Genomic DNA, 24525 nt, shown 5'->3' with positions numbered 1-24525 from the left:
TATGCCTATTATTCCAGCTTTACATCATCCCATTTGACTTAAATAAATCTAAGTATTTGAATAAATTATAAAACTTTATCATATAAGAAAATACTAAATCAAAAATATATCAAAAAGTATAAAAACAAGGATCGATTTTGTAGTATTTTGTCGTAAACTATCGACTTTTAAATTAAAATGATTATAATTTAATTAAAGATATATAAAGATAAGGAGATGAATATCATGATGGATTTTAAATATAGAAAATATAAGGGAAAAGATATGTTCGATTTTCCCGAAGACTATACGGTAATAGATATAGAAACCACAGGGCTGAATCCCGACGAAAACGAGATAATAGAAGTCGGAGCCGTAAAGGTAAGAGACAGAAAAATAGTTGACGAATTCTCTTCCTTCGTAAGTCCGAAGAAAGATATCATAAGCCCTGAAATCAGAAAACTTACGGGGATAGACGAAGCGATGATAGAGGGTGCTGACCAAATAGAAGATGTGATACCGAGGTTCAACGAATTTATCGACGGGGAGATACTCCTCGGTCATAATGTAAACTTCGATATAAACTTCTTATACGACAATTACGAACGTTACAGTGATTTTTATCTAAGCAACGACTATGTGGATTTACTTAAAATATCAAGGAAACTCAGTCCGGAATTTGAAAACCACAAGCTGGAAACAGTACTGAAGAAACTCGGTATAAAAGTAGACCAGCAGCACAGAGCGGTTTCGGACTGTATCGACGCACATCACTGCTTTGAAAAGTACAGGGAAACCATCATAGCTCAGTACGGAGATGTAAGTGTTTATAAGATGATATTTAATCTGTGATTTTATCTTGCGGGGTTTTTCTCCTCACAATTTGCTTTAAAGGTATTTGAAAATCAGTAAAGAGGCTGTTTAAACAATTATATAAAGATTTTTTTAATAAAAGTTATGACTATTTTATATAAAAACAATACTACAAAAAATCCAAGTATCTTAATCAACCATATATCATTTTAATAATATTTTATAAAACAAACAATAACTCATTCACATAATTAAAAAAGTTAACAGAAATCATTTAACAAGCAATATCAATAACAGTTAAAAAAGCTCTTTGATTATGAATGAAACTCAGCTTTACAAAAAAAGCCGGTCGGAAATCTCCGACCGGCTTTTAGAGTTTAAGGGACAATTCCCTATATGTTCATTTTAGGATATACTAATCATCAAATTCCTTTGAATAGTTATAATCCACCTTTATAAGTTTTCCGCCAAGTTTCTTTTTGTTTATTCTATCCTTCGCATATAAATACGTTCCAAGGGCTCCCACTATCATCACCGAACCCACTATAGATGCTAAAATAATTTTACTTGTATTGTTATTTTCCATACGTTCGTCCTCTCTTACAACTTTATATTATTAATTATACAACATGAAAAATAAAAACTCAAACATTTAATCAAGTTCTAATATTATCTTAATCGACATTACCCCCACATAAGTTTCAAGGTCCTTTATGCCGAACACGTTATCCACCTTGATTTCCATAGGCTCGTATTCATTTCCGAACAGGGAATTAAAGCTCCTTTGTATACAGATTATCGGCTCTTCGTCTTCGATATCGCTTATACTTGAAAGAGTGATAGTCGACTTTTCGTCTATGCCGTAGCTTATGGATTCAATGTTCATCTGGTCTATACCCATGTTTCTCGACGAATTTATCAAAATAAGGTCGGAAGAATTAAGAGCCTTCTTAAGATTAAAAATCTTGTCTTTTCTGTTTATCTTATCCAGAAACACCACGCTTTTATAAACGTTACCGCTTTTCTCGGTCAATTCTCCGCCGCATTTTTCAAGTATATCTCCCAGAGAAACACTTCTGTCCGTAAAAGAATAAATCTTTATGTCTTTTCCCTTTAATTTTAAAAATATTTCTTCCAAAATAACACTCCCGTATTTAATTAGTGTTATTTTTTGTCTTTTTAAAAAGATTATTCAATTATTTGTTTTTTATTTTTACAAAGGAAAACGAAAGCAGTTCTCTGCTAAAACTTGGAAATTCTTGACTTGTCGTTAAATTTAAAGAATTTTCAATTTAAAAACAAATGGAAATTTACAAGTTCATATCAAATATAATTGTAAATTTCCGTTAATTGCTTTACTAAAAAGCTTTTATGAACATTAACTCGTTAATATTTCTTTTTAAAAAAGAAAATTTATATTATTACATTATAATCCCCTTCGTTCACCTTATCTCCGACGATCTCTCCCAGCCTTTCGGGCTCACGGATAAGCGCTTCCTTATCCGCCTTTTTAAGCCTTTTTATATGATACTCAAGCTTAGACGCACTTTTCCTGTTTTCGCATGTAAAATAGCTCTCAAGCTTCTTCGCATGGTGCGTCATAGTATACTTTGCACATTTTTCATTCCTTGTGAAATGTTCGTTCATCCTCTTATTGATATCTGTTGTTATGCCGGTATATATGGAATTGTCTTCACATCTTAGCATGTATATGTAGTACATGGTTTCTCCTTCTTTTCAGTTTAAAATATATTAGCATGTTTTTAATAAGGTGTAAATGGGGATGTTTGTGTTCTAAATGATTTGATTATGAAATAAAAAGCAAATAAAATCAATTCAAATTAATATTGATTATTAACATGAAAAACAAATCGGAAAACACCAAAGGAAAATTAAATGACTATTTTGAATTTAAAGAAGAAAATAAAAAAGCGGTTTAAAAAATAAGTGGCTCAGAAGTGGCTCAAATTAGAAAATATCACAAAATGTGTAATTATCATAAAAATAAAAAAAGCCTTGAAACGCTTTATTTCAAAGGCTTTGAGCTTTCTTAAAATGGTGACCCAGCGGAGATTCGAACTCCGGACACCTTGATTAAAAGTCAAGTGCTCTGCCAACTGAGCTACTGGGTCATTCACTGTCTCTGACAGCTTAATTAGTATACTAAAACAACCAAATTATGTCAATACCTTTTTTCAATTTTTTTTAATTTTTTTCACTCTATTTTTTACTGCCAAATGAAATCCGGATCGTAAACATATTTACTTCCTTTTTTCTTGAAAGGTGCATTGTGATTGTCTTTACCTGAGGCTTTCTTTATTGCACTGAAAGTTTTGCCTTTCTTATTCATTATCTCAAAATGAAGATGGGAACATGTAGCCCTTCCGGTTCTTCCCGATTTACCGAGATAAGTCTTTGTCGAAACTGTCTTTCCTACCTTTGCATTTTTGGAAAACTTACTCATGTGAGAATATAAAGTCTTTCCGCCGCCGGGATGTTTTATAACTATATATTTTCCCCAGCCTCCGTTATTTGCAACCTTGACTATCTTTCCCTTAGCCGCAGGATATATACTCTTTACTCCGACGATTATATCCACGCCTTTGTGACCTCTGCTTCCACCGTAAAGACTCTCTACGTTATATCTCTTTTTACCCGCACTTTTCCCAACGGGCCAAGACATCTTAACGGGAGTGTGGACTTTCACGGTAAAAGTCTTCTTTGCACTCTTATTGTATTTTGCGTAAGCGGTTATTTTGACAGTTCCCTTTTTCTTTCCCTTTACCACTCCTTTTGAATTTACCGTGGCAATTTTTGGATTTGAACTCTTCCACGTTACGGATTTGTTGTTTGCACTTTTCGGATAAGAGCTCGCTTTAAGGGTCAGCGTCCTTCCAACGTTTATATTATGCTTCCTTACAGAAGCTTTTATACGCTTTTTATTTGAAACTTTTATGGAAGTTGCGACTTTATACGCACTGACCTTCTTTTTATCGCTTATTTTGTCGCTCTGCGAGGAAGAAACGCTGAAATATGTTGCATATGGTTTCTTTGTACTCTTTGCGGTCACTTTATAGGTATCTGCACTCGTCTTCTTTACAGAAAAACTTTTATTTGAATAATTTAATTTATAACTTTTATTGTAGGCATTGCTCGGTGTAAATTGCACTTTTAAAGTAGTGGACTTGTTTTTGTTGGTCTGAAGCACTACATGGTCTTTGCCGTACTGCTGTGAACTCGGTTTGAGTGTTATATCCTTTAGCTTTACTTTTACTCTTACTTTACAGCTCGCCTTTACTCCGTTATCGCTGTATGCGGTTATAACGGCATCTCTGTAAGTGATACCCTTTTTTATCATATCCTTTGTGTTGATATTTTTAGCACTGACTTTTCCGTTTTGGTCTACGGTAGCTACAGAAGTATCCGAACTTGACCACTTTATGGAGTCTATACTCTGTGCATTCTTCGGACTTACGCTTAGGTCAATCTTAAAGCTTTCTCCTTCATAAACGCTTTTTGAAGTATCACCTACCTTGATCGAAGACACTAAAATAGGAAGCGCGCTTTTATCGGCTTTAGAGTTATTATTCTCTTCGGTCGCTTCAGTGTTGGCTTCCCTATTATTCTCTTTTGTATTAAATTCGTTTTTACCGTTCTCGACGGGCTTAACAGACCCATCCTGCGTCTCATACGCAAAAATCATATTATTTGCACTACAAATAAAGCTTAGGCATAAAGTCATAGTTATCAGAATGCAAATACATTGTTTTTTCAAATTTCCAATTCTCATTATTAAAACCCCTCAGTTCGCTTAATAAAAATTTCCCTCTTAAAATTCTTAAAATCCCGCATGGAATTCTTAATTTTTTCTTAATCTTTTAAATATATGTTTTGCCATTATATAAAATTTTCATACCCTTGTCAAATTTTACCCCCCGTTTTGAGTCAAATCAGGGTGTATTTCTTGTAAAATTTTGTCGGATTTTATACTATTTTCTTAAAGGATTTTTTCTTTACTTAAATCTTATGTTTCAAATAATATAAATATCAATAAATCAATATCTCTTAAATTTCATTACCCCTCAGAACTTCTTTTATTAAAAGTATCTCGGAGATTTTAATAATTCGGTTTTTTTATGATATAAAAACTATTTTTGATTTTATATCAACTGAATTTGCACTTCTTTTTCTATGCATTTTTCATTTAAAATCAAAGTAAAATATTTTTTTTCGAAATTTTTTTTATTTTTACCGCATTCCGACCGATATTTATACCTATATAATATCTATATCGATAGTTTTTGGTGAATATTTTTTTAGAGAAATATAGTTCAAAAAGACTGAAGTCCTTACACAATTTATAATAGACTGAGTCTTTGGAATCATGTGCAGGATATTAACCCGCAGCACACATTTTGTAAAAAAACGCTATTCCTCCTCATTTATAAAGAAAGTTATTTCTTAACTTAAAGCAAATAACTATTTTAAGTAATTAACGAGTAATGGACTAAAAAAAGAGTATGCAATAACTTACATACTCTTAATATCTAATATATTACATTTTAATTATAACCCTAAAATATCTTTTTTCTTATTTTCGAATTCTTCTTTAGTTATAGCACCAATATCCAACAGTTCTTTTAATTTTTTAACTTTTGCTATACTATCATCAGCATTTACGCTGACATTGCTATCATTATCCTGATGTTTTTTTATATTTAGCATAAATATTTATAAGCGAATGCAAATACACCGAGAGCCAAAAGTCTGGTAGCTGTAACTCTTTTTTCTATTTGCTGAGGAGTTTCAAAATTTACACTTTTAATATCACTCATCTAGCTATAATCATTGATAAAACCCTATGATTCATATCTCTTTTTCAGCCGTTTCAATATTATCATTTACTGTATTGCTATAACCATAACATTCTTCGTAATAAATAATTAAATATATAAAAGTATATATTGAGAGTATCCGTTTATTATTATATATTTTTACTTTTCTTCATCTCTCCACTTTTTTAAATTATCCAATCTGGGCTTTGGATCAAAACCCATTTCAGTACCCATAGTGCTTACGACTTCGCAGGGAAAATCTTTGCACTCCCCGCAGTGATGATAATCTTTATCCTCCGCACACTTCTTCACGTGACAATCTCCGCCCCAAAAAGGCTTTTCCATATTTAAGCACCCGATACAGTCTACGTCTTCTTTTCTTTCGCATTCACTGCACGGTACTCCGCATCTCGATTCATATATTTCTTTATCTCCTATTTATAACTATTTATATAATATTTATTAACAAACTCTGTTCATAGCTGCAGCAAAAGACTTTTAAAACTCTGACATAAACCTCAGAATTAACTGAAATTTCGGTAAAATTTACGAAGTATAAAAATATAATCTGCATTCCAAACTATTAAAATCTCTTACCTTAATTATTTTTATTTATAATTACTATAAAATTCTTTTAATTTATCTTTTACATCCTGAGGTAAATCCTTTTTCTTTATTCCTCTTACTGCGCCCTCAAGTCCGTAGAGCTTCATCAAACATGAAGAAGGGTCTATCGCCTTTAGCTTTATCCATGCTTCTTCGCTTCCCGTTTCTATCAGCTTTTCGGGAGTATCTACCCCCGCTTTGATAAGCTGTTCTTCCACTACTTTTCCTATGTTCGGCATTTCGCTTAATTTACCCATAATGTTACCTCCGTCATTATATTACTTTATAATCGCAAATTTTTATAAGTCCGTCTTCCGATTCACTCTCTTTAAATATATTTCTGCTAAAGTCCAGACCTTCATGTTTCAAAGATAATTCCAAGAAATAAAGAAGTATCCCCATATCTATGTTGTTGTAAAATGGCAGGTTTGTTCCGGGAATAAAAGACTTCATTTTATCTTTTTTAAATACTTTAATATTGTCTTCCCTAGTTACTATCCTCCAAGGCTGTGAATTGCATGCACTGGGAGCAAGTCCCGCATTTTTTACTGCGTTAGTGTATACATATCTCCCTTTAAGATAACGCTTAAATCTTTACGTTTGAATTCATTTATACTCTTTCTGAAATCATCTTCTCTGCATTTGCCGACGGAAAGCATTATTACAAATTCCATATCATTTTGTTTAGTCTCTTTAGCCTTTGCCATACCATACCAACAAGCACCTATATTCATTTCGGACAGTAATAAATCAACCTGCTCCATCATGTAACCTGCATTAAGCAAATAATTATCCTTATTTTCGATGTAGAAAAGTATACTGTATTCTCCTCTTTTTGAAGTGGTTTCATCATTACTCACTATTTTAAACTCTGCTTTTATATCTTCTATCAAGGGTTTGATTTGTGTGAAATGTTCTTTTATTATATTTATTTCCTCATTCTATATACTAATCTTTTTATCAAACTTCCTTATAGATTTCCTCTTGAAAATCATGTTATATAAATCTTTCATTTTTTACTCCTTATAAGTTTATTTTGTTTAACTAAGGGGCGCGGAATCTCGCGAAGCGAGGCGTAGTGCCCCGAGATAATAATATTTATATCTTACTTACGAATATTTAATAAACTTCTATATATCCCTCATAATTTTTTGCCCTTTCGATAAGCTGACCTTTAAGTCCCATCGTAAATGCAATATCACTGCTTCTTATTGAAAGAAGTTTATCGCCTGACTTTAAATCTAGCTTATCTATCATATCTTTTGAAATCTTGATTTCTCCGTCATTGATATTCAAATAAGCATAACTCCTCCCTTTATATTTGATAAGCTCCCCTTCTTTTAGTTCATAATTCATTAACCGAGGATTATCATAAAGAATTCCTCTTAACTTTGAATTTTTAAGAAGTCCTTTTCTGGTAACACAAAATCCGCCTGTCGACTTGCTTCCGGAAAATATAAAAACCTTATCCTCTTTTACCATTTCATATTCTTCCATAGCCATACTTGGGATATTTAACGTGTAATCTTCTTTTATAACAGACCATCCAAAGATATACTTTCCCTCTTTTGTGACCTGAGGCATTATTTCTCACCCTCTTGTCTATAAGTTTTTATAAATTCATCGCTCCATTCCTTCAATGCTTCCCCAACCATCAGCTGCTGTTTTAATATCGTCTTTCCGGTAAAAGGTATATGTTCTCTCTCCTCAATCTTTTTATCTACCACAGAATAATATCTATCTATTTCTTTACTTATATTTTCCGCTAAAGATAATCCCAATTCTTTATCAATATTGTTTAAATTAACTATCACCGCATTGAAATCAAGAAATACATTTACCATTTTTTCACTCGTCTTTTTCATCAAAGAAATAAAATAATCATTTCCCTTATCAGTAATGGAATAAATGACTTTTCCCAGTGTACTGTTTTCATTATCGGTCTTCCCATTTATATATCCTTTATCTTCCAGGGTAATAACCTTTTTATATACGGAAGGAGTACTTATCTTTACCCATTTTGAAATATGTCTGTACTCAACATTCTTTTGAAGGTCATAAGCACTCATCGGTTTTTCTTTTATCATTCCGAGTATTATTAAATCTATTGCCGACATAGCCCCCTCCTTACTATACTTTATAGTAGCAATAATACTATAAAGTATAGTAAGAGTCAATACCGTTTTCTTCCTATTGATAATAAACGGTGATTTCCTTATACTTAAACAAAGAAATGCTACGTTAAGTAGCATAGAATTATAGGAATGTAAACTATGCTTGCTTGTTATAAAAATATAATTATCTATACTTAAGTCATAACACAGGAGGAGATAAAATGAAATTTTCACAAAAACTAAAACAAATAAGAAAAAAATTAAACTTGTCTCAGGAACAATTTGCGGAAAAGATTGGAGTATCAAGACAGGCTATAACAAAATGGGAAACAGAAGGCGGTATAGCCGATATAGATAATATAATTAGGATACCAAAGGAATTTGATATTTCCATAGACGAACTTTTAAAAGAAGAAAAGAATATCAATAATAAAAAAGATTTTTTATATTCAAGTGAAACAAAGTATGATATTGAAAATATCATTGATTACGACATAAATATAAACGAGGTGTCGGAAGTCGTTTTAAAAGGTGTAAGCGGAGAAAAAATTATTGTAAAGCTTGCTTCAAATACAATAGATGATATAGAGAAACACTTTAAAGTAAAGATAGATGAAAATAAAAGAAGTATAGATGTTGAAATAAAAAAAATCGGAGAAATCACAATGTCAGAAGCAAAAGACGAGCTTTCTGTATTGATTTATATTCCATATGAACTGTGCAATAAAATAGAAATCTATACTATATGTGATATATTAAAAATCCAAGACTTGAAGGACAAAGGTATTGAAGCAGACGGAAAATTCGAAGACATATTCGTTTACGATTATTACGGACACCTTGAACTTAATTGTTCAAATGATATGAACATCACTTATAATGAATTTAATGGAAGGATCGATATAAATCAAATCAAGGCAACATCAAAATTAAATATCCCGACAAATAGCACATTTAATATAAATAAAAAAGGCAGAAGTAATAATATCTGTTTTAATTTAAACAACCAGCCAACAGAAGAAATTGAACTTATCCAACAAAGCAAAAATTTGATTGAACTGTCTGGAATAGGAAGCGAGCTTATTATAAATAAATACACTAAATAACATCTGCTTTATCTTAAATGACTTAAAGATTAAATAAATCAAATAGATAAATCTGCAATATAATTGACTTTATGATAATAATAAATAACTCATAGTAATTAGATTTAGTAAATAATAAAAAAGACATGCATTATTATAACGTATGTCTTTTTTTGAATTATTTTATTTATAAGACTTTAAATTATAAAATACGAAAACAATAACATTAAAATTAAAACTAAATATTGATTTAAACATATAAGATATTTTGACTATTGATCGATCGTTAGAACAAATAAATTTAACAAAAGTAAATTTATTTAAGCTTTAGCCCCAAATAACAGGATTTTTTAATTCTCTGTACAGAGGATTTGTATAAGCAGTATTTGTAAGTTCCCTTATTTTTTATCCTTTTAAAAGTAATTTATTCATCTTCCCCAAGCTTAACTTTCAAATCTTTAACATAAGTATTCTGCATTTTCTTTAAATTCATAAATAAATGAGATAATACTTCCATGACTTTACTTTTTATATAAATCTCTTCGATAAATGTTATTTCTGTACCGCCGTCTTCCGTTTCTCTGAACTTTCCGACCCATACCCCATTAAAATTTTTATTTTCCATATCGAACTTGTATAAATAAGGTTTTTCTTTTGTCGTTATTTTAAAACAGGTGGAAAATCCGTCTTTGGTATATTCAACAAAATTTACTTCGTCAAGCACCTCTATCCTGTCTAAATCACTTCTCCAAGAAAAATCTTTGTTATTTGTCACAACGTTCCACACTGTATTTATATCACTTTTAAATGTAGCGGTCAATTCCGATTTTCTCATTTTATTTCCCCTTTTATCAACATTTTACTTAATATAATACTACTTTCAATACTCTGTATTGTCAATCAAATAATATTAATACTATTTTTGTCACAAGTTCTGTCCGCAAAACTTTCTTTAAATCAATTTAGATTAATTTAATATATTGTTATTTACAAAGATTAACATATATTTTAAACATGCATTATTTTCTTATTGATAAAAAGAAAAGACTTATTATATTTAATAATAAATCCCTCTTAAATGATAATTAACAACAAATCCTATAATATATCACACTATTATATTTCTTTCACATATGTTGTCAAATCTTTTATATTATCTTTACTTACAAATGAAATGGGCTTATCAAAGGCATCCAGCATTTCCTTATGCTCGCCGGGGTCTTTTTTTAACATCTTTTTCATCATGTTCATCATCATTTTTTCCATAAACGATAGTTTAGAATAGTCAAAAGCACCTCTGAGATAGAATATTTTTATCTTGTTCAGCTCCTCTTCTGTAAAATTACTTTCAATATTTTTCTTTGTATTTTCATTATATTCACTGAACCCTACGGGGCAAATTATTATATTTTTAAAATTATTAAATACATTTTTTATTTTATCGATTTTGTTTATCTTTGAAGCATAAACACCGGATACAAAAATAATAGTATCAAAATCTTCTTTTTTAACGGAATCAAACTCATCTATATCAACTGCTTTGATATTAAGTTCATTTCCTATCATATCGGTATATTCCTTAGAACTGCCATGCTTTGAAGCATAAATCAACATTATCTTATTCATTTTTCATCTCCTCTATATTATCACTTAATCTAAGGAATACTTCCACGACGTTTTTTAAATCCTCGTCTTTAGTACCTTTAAAAAGATTTGTCATAAACTCGTTTTCCTTTTCTTTATAATCCCTTTGAAGTTTTTCGCACTTATCTGTCATTTTTATAAGACTTCGTCTTTTGTCATTCTCATCTCTAACTATTTGAAGATATCCTTTATCTGTAAGCTTATTTACTATCTGCTTAACATTCTGATGAGAACTTCCTACCATCTCTGCCACATCAGAAAGGCTGGGATACTCTTCCTTAAATGTATCTATAACGACTAAAACGAACCACTGCTTTACCGTTATCTCCTCATAAAAACTGTCTCCTAAGACCTGAAGTTTATTTGATAACATAAAAAACAAGCCAAAAATCAAATGTTCGTTATCATAATTCGGTAGTTTCATAATTCTTCCCTTTCTAATTTGTTTTAATTTTATATATACTTATCGGAGCTAATAGCGTTGTTATAACTACGACAGTCCATAAGTTCCCGGTGGTTATATTAAATAAAGAAACAAAATCCATAAAGTTTCCTCCGGAAGAATAAATACTGAACAAATCAAATAAATTTGTCAGTAAAAACCATATGAAACCTATGATAAAAGCTTCTTTACCAGATTTTAATTTAAGACCGGGAATAAAAATAAATGATATTATCATTATAGTTAAAATAAGGATCGCCCCGCTCAATATAAGTCCGACTTTTTCTCCAAAATAAGGAATTAAAAGAAATTCTCTAAGTCCTCCATTTAAAAATGCAAATATAAAAATAAGTATCCAAATCAATAAACTCTTTATAATTTTCATTGCCCCTCCATTTATGTAATATATTACTTATATTAAGTAATATATTACATATTTATATTTTTGTCAATAAAATAATTTAAAATTTCAATAAAATATCCAAACACCATACCTAATAAATCATTAAAAAAACGAGGATACCCTCGTTTTTTGGAATATATAAAATTTATTTTATTTTTACAACTTTATATCCGGCATTCTTTATAACATCTTTTAATATCTTATCCTCTACAGGCTTATCAAGAGTTATATATGCGGATTTAGCGTCCAAATCCACCTTTTCCACTTCTACACCATCTACATCTTTAAGTGCCTTTTCCACCGCTGACGTACAGTGTGAGCAAGTCATACCTTTTATCACTATCTGCTTTTTGTTATCTGCCTCATCTTTTATAACTTGATCGTTATTTGTATCATAGCCTTTAGCTGTTTTCTTACCATGTTCCACTTTAAAGAATTTAAGCCTTAAAGCATTGGTTACTACGCATACACTGCTTAGACTCATTGCCGCCGCACCGAACATAGGTCTTAAGCTCCAGCCTAAAGCTGTGTAAAATACACCTGCCGCCAAAGGGATACCTACGCTGTTATAGAAAAATGCCCAAAACAGATTTTCCTTTATATTTTTGATGACCGCTTTACTTAGTTTTACAGCGGTAACGGCGTCCAGTAAATCACTTTTCATAAGAACGATATCTGCACTTTCTATAGCAACGTCGGTTCCCGCACCTATTGCAATTCCGACATCCGCTCTAGCTAAAGCGGGAGCGTCGTTTATCCCGTCTCCGACCATTGCGACCTTTTTCCCTTCGCTTTGAATTTCCGATATCTTAGCTTCCTTATCATCGGGAAGTACTTCAGAAATAACTTTAGGAATTCCGAGTTTTCTTTGTATTGCCTTTGCTGTCCTTTTATTATCTCCTGTAAGCATTACCACGTCTATATCCATTTCTTTAAATAGATCTATAGCTTCTTTGCTCGTTTCCTTTTCCACGTCCGCAACTGCGATAATCCCTATAACGCTTGTATCATCAGAGAAAATAAGAGGAGTTTTTCCGTCGTCAGCCAAAGTATTTATTGTTTCTTCGTATTTACTTATATCTATATCCTGCTCATTCATTAAAGCTCTGTTGCCGGCATAGTAAGTCTTATTATTTATTCTTGCTTTAACACCTTTACCAAAAACAGCTTCAAAATCAGTAGTATCTATATCTTCGATTCCTTTTTCATCAGTATATTTTATTATAGCTTCCGCCAAAGGATGTTCGCTTGACTTCTCCAGTCCCTTTGCTATTTTCAACAGTTCGGTTTCATCCAAATCGGTATTGATTATGTCGGTTACTCTCGGTTCCCCTTTTGTTATGGTCCCCGTTTTATCCATTACCACGGTATCTATACTGTGAGCTATCTCAAGAGCTTCTCCGGATTTTATGAGTATACCGTTCTCCGCTCCTTTTCCCGTACCGACCATTATGGCAACGGGCGTTGCAAGTCCGAGTGCACAAGGACAGGATATAACAAGCACAGCTATACCTATGGAAAGTGCAAATTCAAAGCTTTGTCCCATGATAATCCAAACGACGGCGGCAACTACGGCAATGGTAATCACCACGGGAACGAATATCCCCGAAATCTTATCAGCTATCTTTGCTATTGGCGCTTTCGAAGAACTGGCTTCTTCAACAAGTTTTATGATTTTATTTATCGTAGTATCTTCGTTTACGTTCGTAGCCTCAAACTTGAAGTACCCCGACTTATTTATGGTAGCGCCTATTACTTTATCTCCCTCAGCCTTTTCAACCGGGATACTCTCCCCTGTTATCATAGACTCATCTATACTTGTAGAACCGGAAACTATGACTCCGTCAACGGGAATACTGCTCCCGGGCTTTACTATTACTATATCGCCTTTTATTACTTGTTCCGCAAGGACTTCGATTTCTTCTCCGTCCTTTTCGACTAAGGCTGTTTTGGGAGCCAAATTCATAAGTTTCGTAATTGCTTCGCTGGTTTTTCCCTTTGATCTGGTTTCAAGGTATTTACCTAGGGTAATAAGGGTAAGTATCATACCCGCAGATTCGAAGTATAAATCCATGCTGTACCTATCTACGATACTCATATCTCCATGTCCGAGACCAAACCCTATCCTGAATATGGCAAATACTCCGTACACAACCGCCGCCGAAGAACCTATGGCGATTAGAGAGTCCATATTGGGACTTAATTTGAATAAAGTCTTGAACCCTACTATATAGTACTTCCTGTTAACGTACATTATCGGAAGTACAAGCAGGAACTGAACAAAAGCAAAAATAATCGCATTTTCATTTCCATGGAATAAATGCATAATGAAATCGGGAGTTTTAAATCCCAAAAATCCGTCGAACATATGGTACATTGCTATATACATAAGCGGGATTAGGAATATAAGTGAAATTATAAATCTGTTTTTCATTGATTTTATTTCGTCTTCGCTGTCCTTTTTGACACTGTCTTCTTTTTTATTTTGAACAGTATCATTCCCGTCATGAACCATTGCACCGTAACCTGACTTTTCAACAGAAGAAATAATATCCCCGCTGGTTAAAGTACTTTCGTCGTAAGATACATTCATGCTGTTTGTAAGAAGGTTTACGCTTACGCTGTCCACACCCTCAAGCTTTGACAGATCCTTTTCTATCCTTGACGAGCAGGCAGAGCAGCTCATACCCGTTATATCATATTTTTCTTTTTTCATTTTCTGCTCCTTTTAAAAACAAATATAGTTTTTAACATATGCCAATTATTATTTACCTAAAGTATATCATAGTTCCCCATTATGTCAATAGGAAATAAAAAATACTCTTTTAATTATTTTTATTAATATATTTATATTATACTATTTATTACTTATTTATTATATCATGTTAGTCCTTGCAAACAAATATTTTCTTGTTATATCGTGTAAGATATTTTTATTTAATAAAAAAAGACCCTATTCAGAGTCCTTTTTATTTTTTTCATTATAAGAATTATTTATTATTTGCTTGATTGCTTCATCCTTTGTTATTTCATATTGCATACAGTAAGCATTTAATATATGCATGGTTTCTTCGTCCAAATCAATATCCAAATAAATATAGTCTTTCATAAAAAATACCTCCTTTATTGTCCTTGCCAAAAGAAAGTATGCAGTGTATAATATTTACATACTCCTTTTGGGGTTGAACGTCCACATGAAAATCTTTGCCGGATTGGTGGGCGTTCTTTTTTTATTTTTTAAGCTTTCCTATCCCTACCCTTATTGCTTCTGCTCTTGAAAGACCTGATTCTTCGCAGTATTCATCTAAAATCTTTAAACTTCCTTCGTCCAGTCTAACCGTTACTTGTACACGTTTTGGGTTATCGGTAGGTCTGCCTAACTTCTTATGAGCCATATGATACACCTCCATTTTTGAATCTCATAATACGATTATATACTATTTTATTTGGAATGTCAATAAATCATGTAAATAATAAATAGGATTTATATATATGATATATATGGTGTTTCTATAGAAAATACATCTAAATCTTATTATAAACAGAGTAAAATCATTGATTTAAAATATTAAAAGATTAATATATGGTTAGTTTAAAATACATGTATAAAAAACAGTAAATAAACATCAAAGTTATTTTAATAGACCAATAAATGATATATAATATTACTTAAAGATAAAAAGAGGATAAAACATCCGACAAATATTAAGAGGTATAAAATGAAAGAATTGATTGAATATAATAAAAAATTTGTAAAAGACAAGATGTACGAAAAATACATAACAAGCAAATATCCAGATAAGAAAATCGCTATACTTACTTGTATGGATACGAGACTTACAACTCTTCTTCCCGAAGCTCTCGGAATAAAAAACGGAGATGTAAAAATAATCAAAAATGCGGGAGGAGTGGTTTCACATTTGTTCGGAAGTGTGGTAAGGAGCATTTTGGTTGCTATATACGAACTAGGTATAGAAGAAATTATGGTAATCGAACATACGGACTGCGGGGTACAGAATATAAACAGCGATATGATGATAAAAAAGATGAAAGAAAGAGGTATAGAAGAAGAGAAAATCAACTTTATCCGCCACTGCGGTATCGATTTCGATTCATGGCTCGCGGGATTTGACTGTGTGGAAGAATCGGTAAAAGAATCGACTGAAATGTTAAGAACTCATCCCCTAATACCAAAAGATATAGTAATAAGAGGCTTTATAATGGATTCCGTTACGGGAGAACTTTCAGAAGTTTATATATAAGGGGTTTCTCCCCTTAAACCTCCTCTGTAGGGTTCCACCCTACAACCCGCCAATATTTTTCCAAAGATAAAAATATTGGATAAAAATCTTTCACTCAGTCGCCGTGATGGCTTTTAATGCGGTCGAATTTGACTATTCGCTGTTCGTCAGAACAGATAAATTTAACAAATGTTAAATTTATTCAAGCTTTAGCTTGATGAATTACACGAGCGGATTTGCTTTAGCAATATTTGCGAGTTTTTTTATTTAATCTCTATCATAGATTTTTGAAACGATCGCTACCCCAAACCTCTATAATAAAAGTTTTATTTCTTAATTACATTTGACGGGGTGGGAACAGTCGCTATAAGCCGCCGCGGCTTGAGCGGAGATTTTGACTGCTTACCCATTCGAAAAATGGTTTGAATTTTATTAAAATCCAGATGTGTCTTGGCACATTAACGGGCACGAGCGAATTTGCATTAGCAAAATTTGCGAGTTTTAAGTTACTTTTATTCACAAATATCGCTGAGGCGAATTTGTTCATGTTGACTTCTGTGCTTTGCACAGTGATATTTTAACAATTGTTAAAATATCTAAAACTCTTTCAGAGTTTTTAGTTAGACAAAAAGTACCGGGGTTTTAGGGGGAGAACCTCTAATGTAAGTTTAAAGACCGACAGCCCTTATGACTTTACTTTAATGGAAACAAAGGGATTATCCTTTATGGAAAACCTCCAAAGCCTGTCTTTATCTTCTGCGGCATAATCTATATTTATTCTTTTGGTTATATCGACATCTTTATCTTCGATAGATATCCCCTCTTCAATATAAAGATTTGAATTACACAGATCCATTCCGTACTGCTCTTTTGTTATTCCCATAGCCTGACAAAGTTTAGCCGGACCGTTAGTAAGATTAATTAAATTATCGGTCTTTCGTCTCTCTTTCATCAAATCTATTCCGTAGGTAGGTTGTATACCTCTTATAAGTACTCCTTGAGGTTCCCCCTCAATTCCGGTCACGATATTGATATTAAAGTGCATTCCATATATAAAATAGACATAAGCATATCCGCCTAATCCAAATTGAATCTCTGTCCTTTTCGTTCTTTTATATTTATAAGAATGACTTGCTTTATCTATAGCTCCGTTATAAGCTTCGGTCTCGACGATAATCCCTTTCGCAATTCCCTCTTTTGTCTCATGAACAAAGACCTTCCCAAGTAAATCCCTGGCTACTTTGACACAGTCCTGCAAATAAAAATCTCTTTTTAACTTCATATTAACCTCATTATTTATATAGGTATTTTATCCTTAAAACTCTTTTAATCAATAAAAATAATCGGCAAAAACCGATTATTCTATATCATATTTGTTAGTTATTACATTTTAAAAATATTTAATCAACCTCTATTTCAACTTTACCGCTTACATCAGTACCCTTAATGATTAAAGTATAAGTTCCCTTATCCTCTACCTCAAAGGTATATCCATGCGTTCTATAAGCTTCAGCAGTAAAGGTGTCTATACCTTCATCATCTTTTAAAGTAAGTCTTAAAGAACCTTTTTCCAATTTATAATCCACAGTGATATCCGCATTATCATTTAAATTTAATTTATATTCTTTCTTTCCTTTAAAATCATTCAAGCTGATTTCCAGTTCGTTGTCATCCTGCACTGCCGTAATGTCATCGTCTTCCAAGATATTCATATGATTTTTGTCATTTGATGAATTGGAATGATGTGAATTATCGTAAACTTCGCATCCCGATAAGATACCAAGAGACATAAATATACACATAAATAAAATTGATGCTCTCTTCATTATTCTCTCCTTTAAAAATAAGCTAATATATCAAAAGACATAATAGTTATGAAACAAATACTTCTTAAACTCAAATCCATTATAAATTATGATGTTCATTATCAAAGTAGTGATGAACATTATTATGATGAGACTCACTACGATGAGTGCTGTAATCATCATGATATTCTTTATCATGATATATGTTATTATCATTATGATTTTCATCGTTTTCATGATGATTCTTATAATTATCATAATTATTCGTATATGAATAATACGCTTTATCATTATCACTGTAATTTATATCATTATCATAAAAATCAGCTCCGTTAACTCTCATTGAAGAGCTGTTACTGCCGCAGCCGGAAAATGCGACAAGCCCCATCAAAAAACATGAACAAAGTATCAAAATTTTCTTCATAACCATTTCCCCCTTATCGTTGATTATATTATACAACTAATATATTATTTTAGCAAAACAATAAAAAATAATAATTAAGAAATAAAAGAACAGCCTGCCGAAGCCAGGCTGCCCCTTGGAAGTTTTTAGGAAATTATATTATATTAATGGTGGAACAATCTGGTACCGATAAACGACATCACCAAGTCGTATTTATCACAAGTTTCGATAACATTATCGTCCCTTATTGAACCACCTGCTTCGGCTATATATTTTACACCGCTCTTAAATGCCCTTTCAATGTTGTCTCCGAACGGGAAGAAGGCGTCTGAACCGAGTGAAACATCTTTCATTTCTTTTAAGTAAGCCTTCTTTTCTTCTGATGTAAGTACTTCCGGCTTCTTCGTAAACACATTTTCCCAGCTGCCGTCTCTTAAAACATCATCGTGTTCTTCTGAAATATATACATCTATTGCATTGTCTCTGTCAGCTCTTCTTATCCCCTCTTTAAAAGGGAGATTCAAAACTTTGTCATGACTTCTTAAAAACCAAGTGTCGGCTTTATTTCCCGCAAGTCTGGTACAGTGTATCCTAGACTGCTGTCCCGCACCTATACCTATTGCCTGTCCGTCTTTGACATAGCATACTGAATTTGACTGAGTATACTTAAGAGTAATCAGAGATATGATCAAATCTCTCTTTGCATTCTCACTCATATCTTTATTTTTTGTAACTATATTTTTAAGCATTTCTTCGTTTATTTTTATGTCGTTCCTGCCCTGTTCAAATGTAACTCCGAACACTTCTTTAGTTTCTATCTTCTGAGGTTCGTAATTTTCATCTATCTGAATGACGAGGTAATTTCCTTTTTTCTTCTTTTTAAGTATTTCAAGAGCTTCTCTTGAATACGAAGGTGCGATTATACCATCGGAAACTTCTTTAGATAAATACATTGCCGTCGCTTTGTCACATTCGTCGGATAATGCGGCAAAATCACCGTAAGAAGACATCCTGTCAGCTCCTCTGGCTCTTATGTAAGCAGAGGAAATATCCGTAAGGTCGATATCGTCATCTACAAAATACATTTTTTTAAGCTTTTCATCAAGAGGCATACCAACTGCGGCACCTGCCGGAGAAACATGCTTAAAGGACGCGGCTGAAGCAAGACCCGTCGCTTCTTTCAATTCCTTTACCAGCTGATAACTGTTAAATGCATCCAGTAAATTTATATACCCGGGTGTACCGTTTAACACCGTTATAGGCAGATCTCCCTTTTTCGTATATACTCTTGCCGGTTTTTGATTTGGGTTACAACCATACTTTAATTCGATCTCTTTCATTACTTATATACTCCTTTATAATCAAAAAAGCCCACCAATCCAGGCTCATGCCCAGACGGTCGGCTTATAATAATCATTATACTTCACGTGGTAAACTCCACTTTTCCGTCAGTCGTATAACTAATTAAAATATAACATTTTTTACTTATTTAGTCAATATACTTTTATTTATTGATATTAACTATCAATTTTTTTATATTTAATATCACAATAGTTAATTTAATTACTAAAAAAATATCGTTTATTTTACTTCATATAAGGTGTCAATTTTATTATATAACATTTGACTTATAAAATTAGACTACTTCTATTTTTTAAGTATCCTCTTTAAAGTATTAATATCCGAAAGTAAGTTCACTGTCTCAAACTTCCCATTATAAAACACAGCCCAGTTATTGAATACACAAGGAAGTCCTTTTGCCTGCTTTAGTGTTTTTACTTGAATCAAAGACAATGGTACATCATTTTCTTCACAATACTTTTTAACATAATTTATTTTTTGATCCACATACGGACACTGCATATCATAATAAATTGTCAGATCTTTATTATCAATTTTCTCTTTTTTTGCATTTCCGGCGAATTTTGGAACTGTGCCGTCAAAAGAAAGAGCCAGAAGTTCATATCCGTTTTCAGTATCATCAACGACCTCAAAACCGTATTTCTTTGCAAATGACTGATCGGAAAGCCAGGACTTTTGTCTTTTTGAGCCAAGCATACAAATCCCGGATTTGCCATTTTCTTTTGCATCATTCAAACAATACTCCATAAGCTCCCTGCCATATCCTTTACCCTTGTACTCACCCAATACCCATAAGCAGTATATATAATAATAATTATCACCTACTATAGGTACCCAAGATACTTCAAGAGGAGCGTATTCTATAAAAACAGTAGCTCTCTCGTTTAATTTTCTAAAAACGTGTCCTTCTTTCAATCTGTCAGCAAGCCACTTCCTCTTTGCATCTATACCGGGATGAAATTTTCTAGTACGTATAATGCAGCATAAATGTTCATCGTAAAGATTATCTTCCGTTATATTTATAAAATCAGTACTCATATATTCCCTCACTTAAAAATTTTATATTACTTATATTTTACTGTAATAATAAATAAATCACAAGCAGATTAAACACTGTCAGCTTGAAATAAATTTAAAACAAATTCTTTGATTTCATACATATCATTGATAAAACTATAAAAATACTTATTATAAAATTCACTGTTTAATAATAACAATACAGATAATATTTACTAAAAAATTTAAAACAAAAAATTAACATAAAAAATTATTTATATATTTTATAAAATAATTTGTCCCCAATAATATATAACTGTAATTTTTAAATTTTTATATTATTTTGATATTTTAGTATCAGAATAACTATTCTTTACATGAAAAACCAAATAAAAAAAGCAGAACATTAAGTTCTGCTTTAAAATCAAATTTATTAGCAAGCTATTACGTTAACAGCTCTGAATCTGCTTTTATTTTTTGTATCAGCTTCAACGTCATAAGTAACTTTTTGTCCTTCATTTAAGCTTTTGAAACCTTCGCCTGAGATTGCACTGTAATGTACAAATACATCTTCTCCTGTTTCATCGTTAGATATAAATCCATATCCTTTTTCTTGGTTAAACCATTTTACTGTACCATTGTTCATAATGATACCTCCTTAATATTATTTATAAATCCAAAACTGCACGAATTTTTATATAACTTAAGATTGTAATTTTAAGAACATACATATGTGGTACAATTCTTTTACTGCTCTTATAGAAAATAAAAAAACATGATTACAAGCCACCTAAAAAATGACTCAAAATCATGTATCATTCTGTTTAGTGATTTACTATGTACTTAATATATCATAAAAGAAATCAAAAGTAAAGCATTATTTGACCGCACTTAAAAATAAATGCGGCCAAAGTATATTTTTATCTTTATAACTATGCTATTTTAATTATTACCATTATTGCATTGGTTATTGTTACACTATTATTGTTATTTCTTAATGAAACTGTAGCAGGCATCGTACCCGCAACGTAAAACATTGAATTTCCGCTTGCAAGCTCTGTATCTATATCGCTTTTTAAACTTGCACTTGAATCTGAATTATATATTGTTGTATTGTTTTGTACTACCGAGAATGAAACTGTATAAGGATAAACTACTCCCGTACCAGCAGCGCTGGCTGTTAAATGATAGTATACCTGATATAGTCCCGGTTCACTGATTATGAATTCAGGTGATCCATCCGTATGAGAAAAGCTATTTCCAACTAATGTTGTAGTTCTCTCAAAAGATATCAAATCAGATGAATTGTAAGTTGAAGGGTTTTCATTCACTGCCGCAACAACTTCCTGCTGACCTGCGGCACCTGTTGCGCCTGTTGCGCCCGTTGGTCCGGTTTCACCGGTAGCACCAGTTGCACCAACAGCCCCATCTGCACCCGTCGGTCCGGTCGGACCGATTTCACCTGCTAAACCTTGAGCTCCGACTTCTCCGGTAGCGCCTGTAGCACCAGTTGCTCCTGTTGGACCAGTTGGACCGGTAGGACCTGTTGGTCCTGTCGCACCGGTTGCACCTGTTGGGCCGATATCCCCAACTTCACCTTTTTCGCCTTCGATACCTTGCTCACCGCTGTAGCCCCTAGGACCGGTAGGGCCTGTTGGGCCTGTGGCTCCAGTTGCACCGGTGGCTCCTGTTGGACCGGTAGGTCCTGTTACACCTGTTGCGCCTGTGGCACCGGTTATACTTGCACCGGTTGCTCCTGTGGCTCCGGTAGCTCCTCGAGGACCAACCTCACCTTGAACTCCCTGACTTCCGGTAGGACCGGTCGGTCCCGTAGCTCCTGCTGATCCGGTCGCTCCCGTTGGTCCTGTTGGACCCGTTATACCAATACCTGTGGCTCCGGTAGGACCGGTTGGACCTATTTCTCCAGCCAGACCTTGTGCTCCTGTAGCTCCCGTCGCGCCGGTTGCACCGACAGAACCAGTAGGTCCTGTTGCGCCTGTTTCACCTCGTAAGCCCTGTGGTCCCTGAGGTCCTTGTGCACCCTGAATACCTGTAGGTCCGGTAGGTCCTGTAACACCGGCTCCAGTTGGACCTGTCGCTCCGTTTGGTCCCGGAATACCTTGCGGACCGGCTATGCCGGTAGCACCTGTAGCGCCGGTCGTTCCGGAAGGTCCCGTCGGACCTTGAACACCTTGAGGTCCCTGAGGTCCTTGAACACCTGTTGCTCCGGTTGCACCTCTAAATCCCCTTGGTCCTTGAGGTCCAGGGCATCCTGTAGGACCCATAGGTCCGGGACATCCTCTGGGTCCTCTCGGACCTGTTGGTCCGGGTACACAACATCCAGGATCAGGCGGAGGAGGGCAAGGACATCCCGGCTCAGGGTTACAACCGCAGTCGTAATCATAATCGTTCGGATAGTAATCACCGGGTTCCATATTACATGAATTTTCGTTTTCATGACAGCCATAATCTCTATTCATGCCATTTCCGTTTCTGCCGTCCAGAAAGCTGTCAAAATCAAAATCATACATTAAATTATATCACTCCTTAATTTACTTATATGAGAACATAAACTTATTTAATATTAATATCACAAATACATTTAATCTAATAGTTACAATATACATTAAGCTGCAAATATTACTTAAATCATTTTATTATTAATATCACAAAGACATATATTGAACTTATTAATCATTGATTCATTCATATAAGAAAGTAAACTTACTTATTAAGTTTGTCTTTAAAATACTTTTTATTAAGTTTGTATTCCTTTGAAGCAGGTTTAAATAAGCCTGCTAATTCATTATATTCATTTGCAAGTTTTATGTTACCGATTTTGTCATAACATACACAAAGCTGTATCAAAGGGATATAATTGTAGCACTCTTCCAAAATAAATCCCCCGAGGCTGTCTTTTTTTTCACAGCACAAAGCCCTGTTATACCAATATATAGCCTGATCATATTTTGATTTAGACATAAAATAATATCCTAAATCACAGCATACTTCTGCCCTGGGAATATCATATTTAAAGCTCTTAAACAGTGCTTCTATCGCAAGCTCATCTTCTCCGACTATATCATAGCATTTATAAAGAAGCCTTGCCGCATCTATTTTATTCTCAATAAAACCATCTTTTAAAGATAAAAACCTTTGAAACATCCCTATCGCTTCATGATATTTTTGATGATAATAAAGCTCTCTGGAGTAATAAAAAAGTTCTCTGGGATTTAATTTCACCCCGTCGCTGATAAGCTTTTCGAATATCCTTAAATTCCTATCCGGGTCAGAAACTTTCAGTTTTCTATGCGTTACCGCAATATTGGAATGTATAGTTATCCCGTATGGTGCTATAGCCTCATGAACAGCACCTTTCCATAAATCTCTGTGAACGTTTTTAAGAAGTCTTTCTCTATAATAAGAAAATATAACATTCCCTTCGCTGTCAAAAGAAGTGTTATATTTCATCATTACCACATCGGTATTTTTATCTAATGTTTCTTTTAATTTAATAAAGTCTTTCCTGTCTTTTTCCTCTATAACATCATCCGCATCAAGCCATAGGATAAAATCTTTATCGGCTTTTGAAAATGAATAATTCCTTGCAAGGGAAAAATCATCCGCCCACTTAAAATCATATACTTTATTAGTATATTTATAAGCTATTTCCTTTGTCTTATCCTTTGAACCTGTATCTACTATTATTATTTCATCGGCAATATTTTTCACACTGTCCAAACATCTGCCCAATACATCTTCTTCGTCTTTTACTATCATACATAAACTTATTGTAA

Annotated in this window: 29 protein-coding genes, 1 tRNA gene and 1 riboswitch; of the genes, 3 read left to right on the top strand and 27 right to left on the bottom strand. The window is 33.1% G+C overall.

The window, feature by feature from the left end; translation table 11 throughout:
* Positions 1 to 225: 225 nt before the first annotated feature.
* On the top strand, positions 226 to 831 hold the full coding sequence (locus ANASTE_RS00950; RefSeq protein WP_052294574.1) for a 3'-5' exonuclease: 606 nt from the start codon (positions 226 to 228) through the stop codon (positions 829 to 831).
* Between the two features lie 376 nt (positions 832 to 1207).
* Here the strand turns inward: ANASTE_RS00950 and ANASTE_RS11830 are convergent, their stop codons facing one another.
* The 12 genes from ANASTE_RS11830 to ANASTE_RS00905 form a co-directional block, all read right to left on the bottom strand.
* Positions 1208 to 1378 carry a hypothetical protein gene (locus tag ANASTE_RS11830; protein WP_007048987.1) on the bottom strand — a complete coding sequence of 57 codons (171 nt, stop codon included), beginning with the start codon at positions 1376 to 1378 and terminating at the stop codon, positions 1208 to 1210.
* A gap of 66 nt (positions 1379 to 1444) precedes the next feature.
* The gene (locus tag ANASTE_RS00945; RefSeq protein ID WP_007048986.1) at positions 1445 to 1930 is read right to left on the bottom strand and encodes a hypothetical protein; all 486 of its coding nucleotides are present in this window, start codon (positions 1928 to 1930) and stop codon (positions 1445 to 1447) included.
* Between the two features lie 275 nt (positions 1931 to 2205).
* Complete coding sequence (locus ANASTE_RS00940) at positions 2206 to 2514, bottom strand: GIY-YIG nuclease family protein (protein ID WP_039944565.1); 309 nt, start codon at positions 2512 to 2514, stop codon at positions 2206 to 2208.
* Between the two features lie 334 nt (positions 2515 to 2848).
* Positions 2849 to 2924 (bottom strand) — tRNA-Lys (locus ANASTE_RS00935).
* 95 nt (positions 2925 to 3019) lie between these two features.
* Positions 3020 to 4495, bottom strand: coding sequence for an Ig-like domain-containing protein (locus tag ANASTE_RS00930; protein ID WP_007048984.1), 1476 nt, complete (start codon positions 4493 to 4495; stop codon positions 3020 to 3022).
* Positions 4496 to 5358: 863 nt separating this feature from the next.
* Entirely contained in the window at positions 5359 to 5517 is a 159-nt protein-coding gene (locus ANASTE_RS11630) for an SHOCT domain-containing protein (protein ID WP_007048983.1), read from the bottom strand.
* Positions 5518 to 5786: 269 nt separating this feature from the next.
* Positions 5787 to 6050 carry a DUF3795 domain-containing protein gene (locus ANASTE_RS00925; RefSeq protein WP_039944562.1) on the bottom strand — a complete coding sequence of 88 codons (264 nt, stop codon included), beginning with the start codon at positions 6048 to 6050 and terminating at the stop codon, positions 5787 to 5789.
* 185 nt (positions 6051 to 6235) lie between these two features.
* Positions 6236 to 6490 (bottom strand): TfoX/Sxy family protein, encoded by a 255-nt coding sequence (locus ANASTE_RS00920; RefSeq protein WP_007048981.1) that lies wholly within the window; start codon positions 6488 to 6490, stop codon positions 6236 to 6238.
* Positions 6491 to 6506: 16 nt separating this feature from the next.
* On the bottom strand, positions 6507 to 6731 hold the full coding sequence (locus ANASTE_RS12275; protein ID WP_256146284.1) for a hypothetical protein: 225 nt from the start codon (positions 6729 to 6731) through the stop codon (positions 6507 to 6509).
* A 47-nt stretch (positions 6732 to 6778) separates the two neighbouring features.
* Positions 6779 to 7156: a nitroreductase family protein gene (locus ANASTE_RS12270; protein ID WP_341271222.1), complete on the bottom strand. Its 378-nt coding sequence runs from the start codon at positions 7154 to 7156 to the stop codon at positions 6779 to 6781.
* Positions 7157 to 7352: 196 nt separating this feature from the next.
* Positions 7353 to 7817, bottom strand: a complete 465-nt coding sequence (locus tag ANASTE_RS00910; RefSeq protein WP_007048978.1) for a hypothetical protein — start codon at positions 7815 to 7817, stop codon at positions 7353 to 7355.
* A complete protein-coding gene (locus ANASTE_RS00905; protein WP_039944561.1) occupies positions 7817 to 8350 on the bottom strand; it encodes a PadR family transcriptional regulator in 534 nt (177 codons plus the stop codon). The genes ANASTE_RS00910 and ANASTE_RS00905 overlap by 1 nt, the downstream gene beginning before the upstream one ends.
* A 218-nt stretch (positions 8351 to 8568) precedes the next feature.
* Between ANASTE_RS00905 and ANASTE_RS00900 the strand changes: the two genes are divergently transcribed.
* Complete coding sequence (locus ANASTE_RS00900) at positions 8569 to 9453, top strand: helix-turn-helix domain-containing protein (protein WP_007048976.1); 885 nt, start codon at positions 8569 to 8571, stop codon at positions 9451 to 9453.
* Positions 9454 to 9856: 403 nt separating this feature from the next.
* On the opposite strand, the gene ANASTE_RS00895 is transcribed toward ANASTE_RS00900, so the two are convergent.
* The 7 genes from ANASTE_RS00895 to ANASTE_RS11625 all read right to left on the bottom strand — a co-directional run bounded on the left by ANASTE_RS00895 (position 9857) and on the right by ANASTE_RS11625 (position 15316).
* The gene (locus ANASTE_RS00895) at positions 9857 to 10267 is read right to left on the bottom strand and encodes a hypothetical protein (protein ID WP_007048975.1); all 411 of its coding nucleotides are present in this window, start codon (positions 10265 to 10267) and stop codon (positions 9857 to 9859) included.
* A gap of 281 nt (positions 10268 to 10548) precedes the next feature.
* Positions 10549 to 11058 (bottom strand): flavodoxin domain-containing protein, encoded by a 510-nt coding sequence (locus ANASTE_RS00890; protein WP_007048974.1) that lies wholly within the window; start codon positions 11056 to 11058, stop codon positions 10549 to 10551.
* Entirely contained in the window at positions 11051 to 11500 is a 450-nt protein-coding gene (locus ANASTE_RS00885; RefSeq protein ID WP_007048973.1) for a MarR family winged helix-turn-helix transcriptional regulator, read from the bottom strand. Before ANASTE_RS00885 ends, ANASTE_RS00890 begins: the two co-directional genes overlap by 8 nt.
* Positions 11501 to 11513: 13 nt before the next feature.
* Positions 11514 to 11903, bottom strand: coding sequence for a hypothetical protein (locus ANASTE_RS00880; protein ID WP_007048972.1), 390 nt, complete (start codon positions 11901 to 11903; stop codon positions 11514 to 11516).
* Positions 11904 to 12066: 163 nt separating this feature from the next.
* Positions 12067 to 14637 carry a heavy metal translocating P-type ATPase gene (locus tag ANASTE_RS00875; RefSeq protein WP_007048971.1) on the bottom strand — a complete coding sequence of 857 codons (2571 nt, stop codon included), beginning with the start codon at positions 14635 to 14637 and terminating at the stop codon, positions 12067 to 12069.
* 237 nt (positions 14638 to 14874) lie between these two features.
* The gene (locus tag ANASTE_RS11825) at positions 14875 to 15030 is read right to left on the bottom strand and encodes a hypothetical protein (protein WP_007048970.1); all 156 of its coding nucleotides are present in this window, start codon (positions 15028 to 15030) and stop codon (positions 14875 to 14877) included.
* A 121-nt stretch (positions 15031 to 15151) separates the two neighbouring features.
* Positions 15152 to 15316: a ribbon-helix-helix protein, CopG family gene (locus ANASTE_RS11625; protein WP_083781728.1), complete on the bottom strand. Its 165-nt coding sequence runs from the start codon at positions 15314 to 15316 to the stop codon at positions 15152 to 15154.
* A gap of 324 nt (positions 15317 to 15640) precedes the next feature.
* Here ANASTE_RS11625 and ANASTE_RS00870 point away from each other — a divergent pair, with 324 nt between their 5' ends.
* Positions 15641 to 16183 carry a beta-class carbonic anhydrase gene (locus ANASTE_RS00870; RefSeq protein WP_007048968.1) on the top strand — a complete coding sequence of 181 codons (543 nt, stop codon included), beginning with the start codon at positions 15641 to 15643 and terminating at the stop codon, positions 16181 to 16183.
* A 664-nt stretch (positions 16184 to 16847) separates the two neighbouring features.
* Here ANASTE_RS00870 and ANASTE_RS00865 read toward each other — a convergent pair.
* The 8 genes from ANASTE_RS00865 to ANASTE_RS00830 form a co-directional block, all read right to left on the bottom strand.
* Entirely contained in the window at positions 16848 to 17444 is a 597-nt protein-coding gene (locus ANASTE_RS00865; protein ID WP_007048967.1) for a DNA-3-methyladenine glycosylase, read from the bottom strand.
* Between the two features lie 118 nt (positions 17445 to 17562).
* On the bottom strand, positions 17563 to 17988 hold the full coding sequence (locus tag ANASTE_RS00860) for a hypothetical protein (RefSeq protein WP_007048966.1): 426 nt from the start codon (positions 17986 to 17988) through the stop codon (positions 17563 to 17565).
* Between the two features lie 79 nt (positions 17989 to 18067).
* Positions 18068 to 18391 carry a hypothetical protein gene (locus ANASTE_RS00855; RefSeq protein ID WP_039944559.1) on the bottom strand — a complete coding sequence of 108 codons (324 nt, stop codon included), beginning with the start codon at positions 18389 to 18391 and terminating at the stop codon, positions 18068 to 18070.
* A 143-nt stretch (positions 18392 to 18534) separates the two neighbouring features.
* Positions 18535 to 19710, bottom strand: a complete 1176-nt coding sequence (locus ANASTE_RS00850) for a phosphoribosylaminoimidazolecarboxamide formyltransferase (protein ID WP_007048964.1) — start codon at positions 19708 to 19710, stop codon at positions 18535 to 18537.
* A gap of 42 nt (positions 19711 to 19752) precedes the next feature.
* A riboswitch (ZMP/ZTP riboswitch) is annotated at positions 19753 to 19836 on the bottom strand.
* Between the two features lie 181 nt (positions 19837 to 20017).
* On the bottom strand, positions 20018 to 20770 hold the full coding sequence (locus ANASTE_RS00845) for a GNAT family N-acetyltransferase (protein WP_007048963.1): 753 nt from the start codon (positions 20768 to 20770) through the stop codon (positions 20018 to 20020).
* Positions 20771 to 21161: 391 nt separating this feature from the next.
* Complete coding sequence (locus tag ANASTE_RS00840) at positions 21162 to 21374, bottom strand: cold-shock protein (protein ID WP_007048962.1); 213 nt, start codon at positions 21372 to 21374, stop codon at positions 21162 to 21164.
* A 286-nt stretch (positions 21375 to 21660) separates the two neighbouring features.
* Positions 21661 to 23259: a collagen-like domain-containing protein gene (locus tag ANASTE_RS00835; protein WP_007048961.1), complete on the bottom strand. Its 1599-nt coding sequence runs from the start codon at positions 23257 to 23259 to the stop codon at positions 21661 to 21663.
* A 193-nt stretch (positions 23260 to 23452) separates the two neighbouring features.
* The gene (locus ANASTE_RS00830; RefSeq protein ID WP_007048960.1) at positions 23453 to 24508 is read right to left on the bottom strand and encodes a glycosyltransferase; all 1056 of its coding nucleotides are present in this window, start codon (positions 24506 to 24508) and stop codon (positions 23453 to 23455) included.
* Between the last annotated feature and the right edge of the window lie 17 nt (positions 24509 to 24525).

The organism is Anaerofustis stercorihominis DSM 17244, assembly GCF_000154825.1.
Taxonomy (GTDB): Bacteria; Bacillota; Clostridia; order Eubacteriales; family Anaerofustaceae; genus Anaerofustis; species Anaerofustis stercorihominis.
This window is presented reverse-complemented; position numbering and strand designations above follow the sequence as displayed.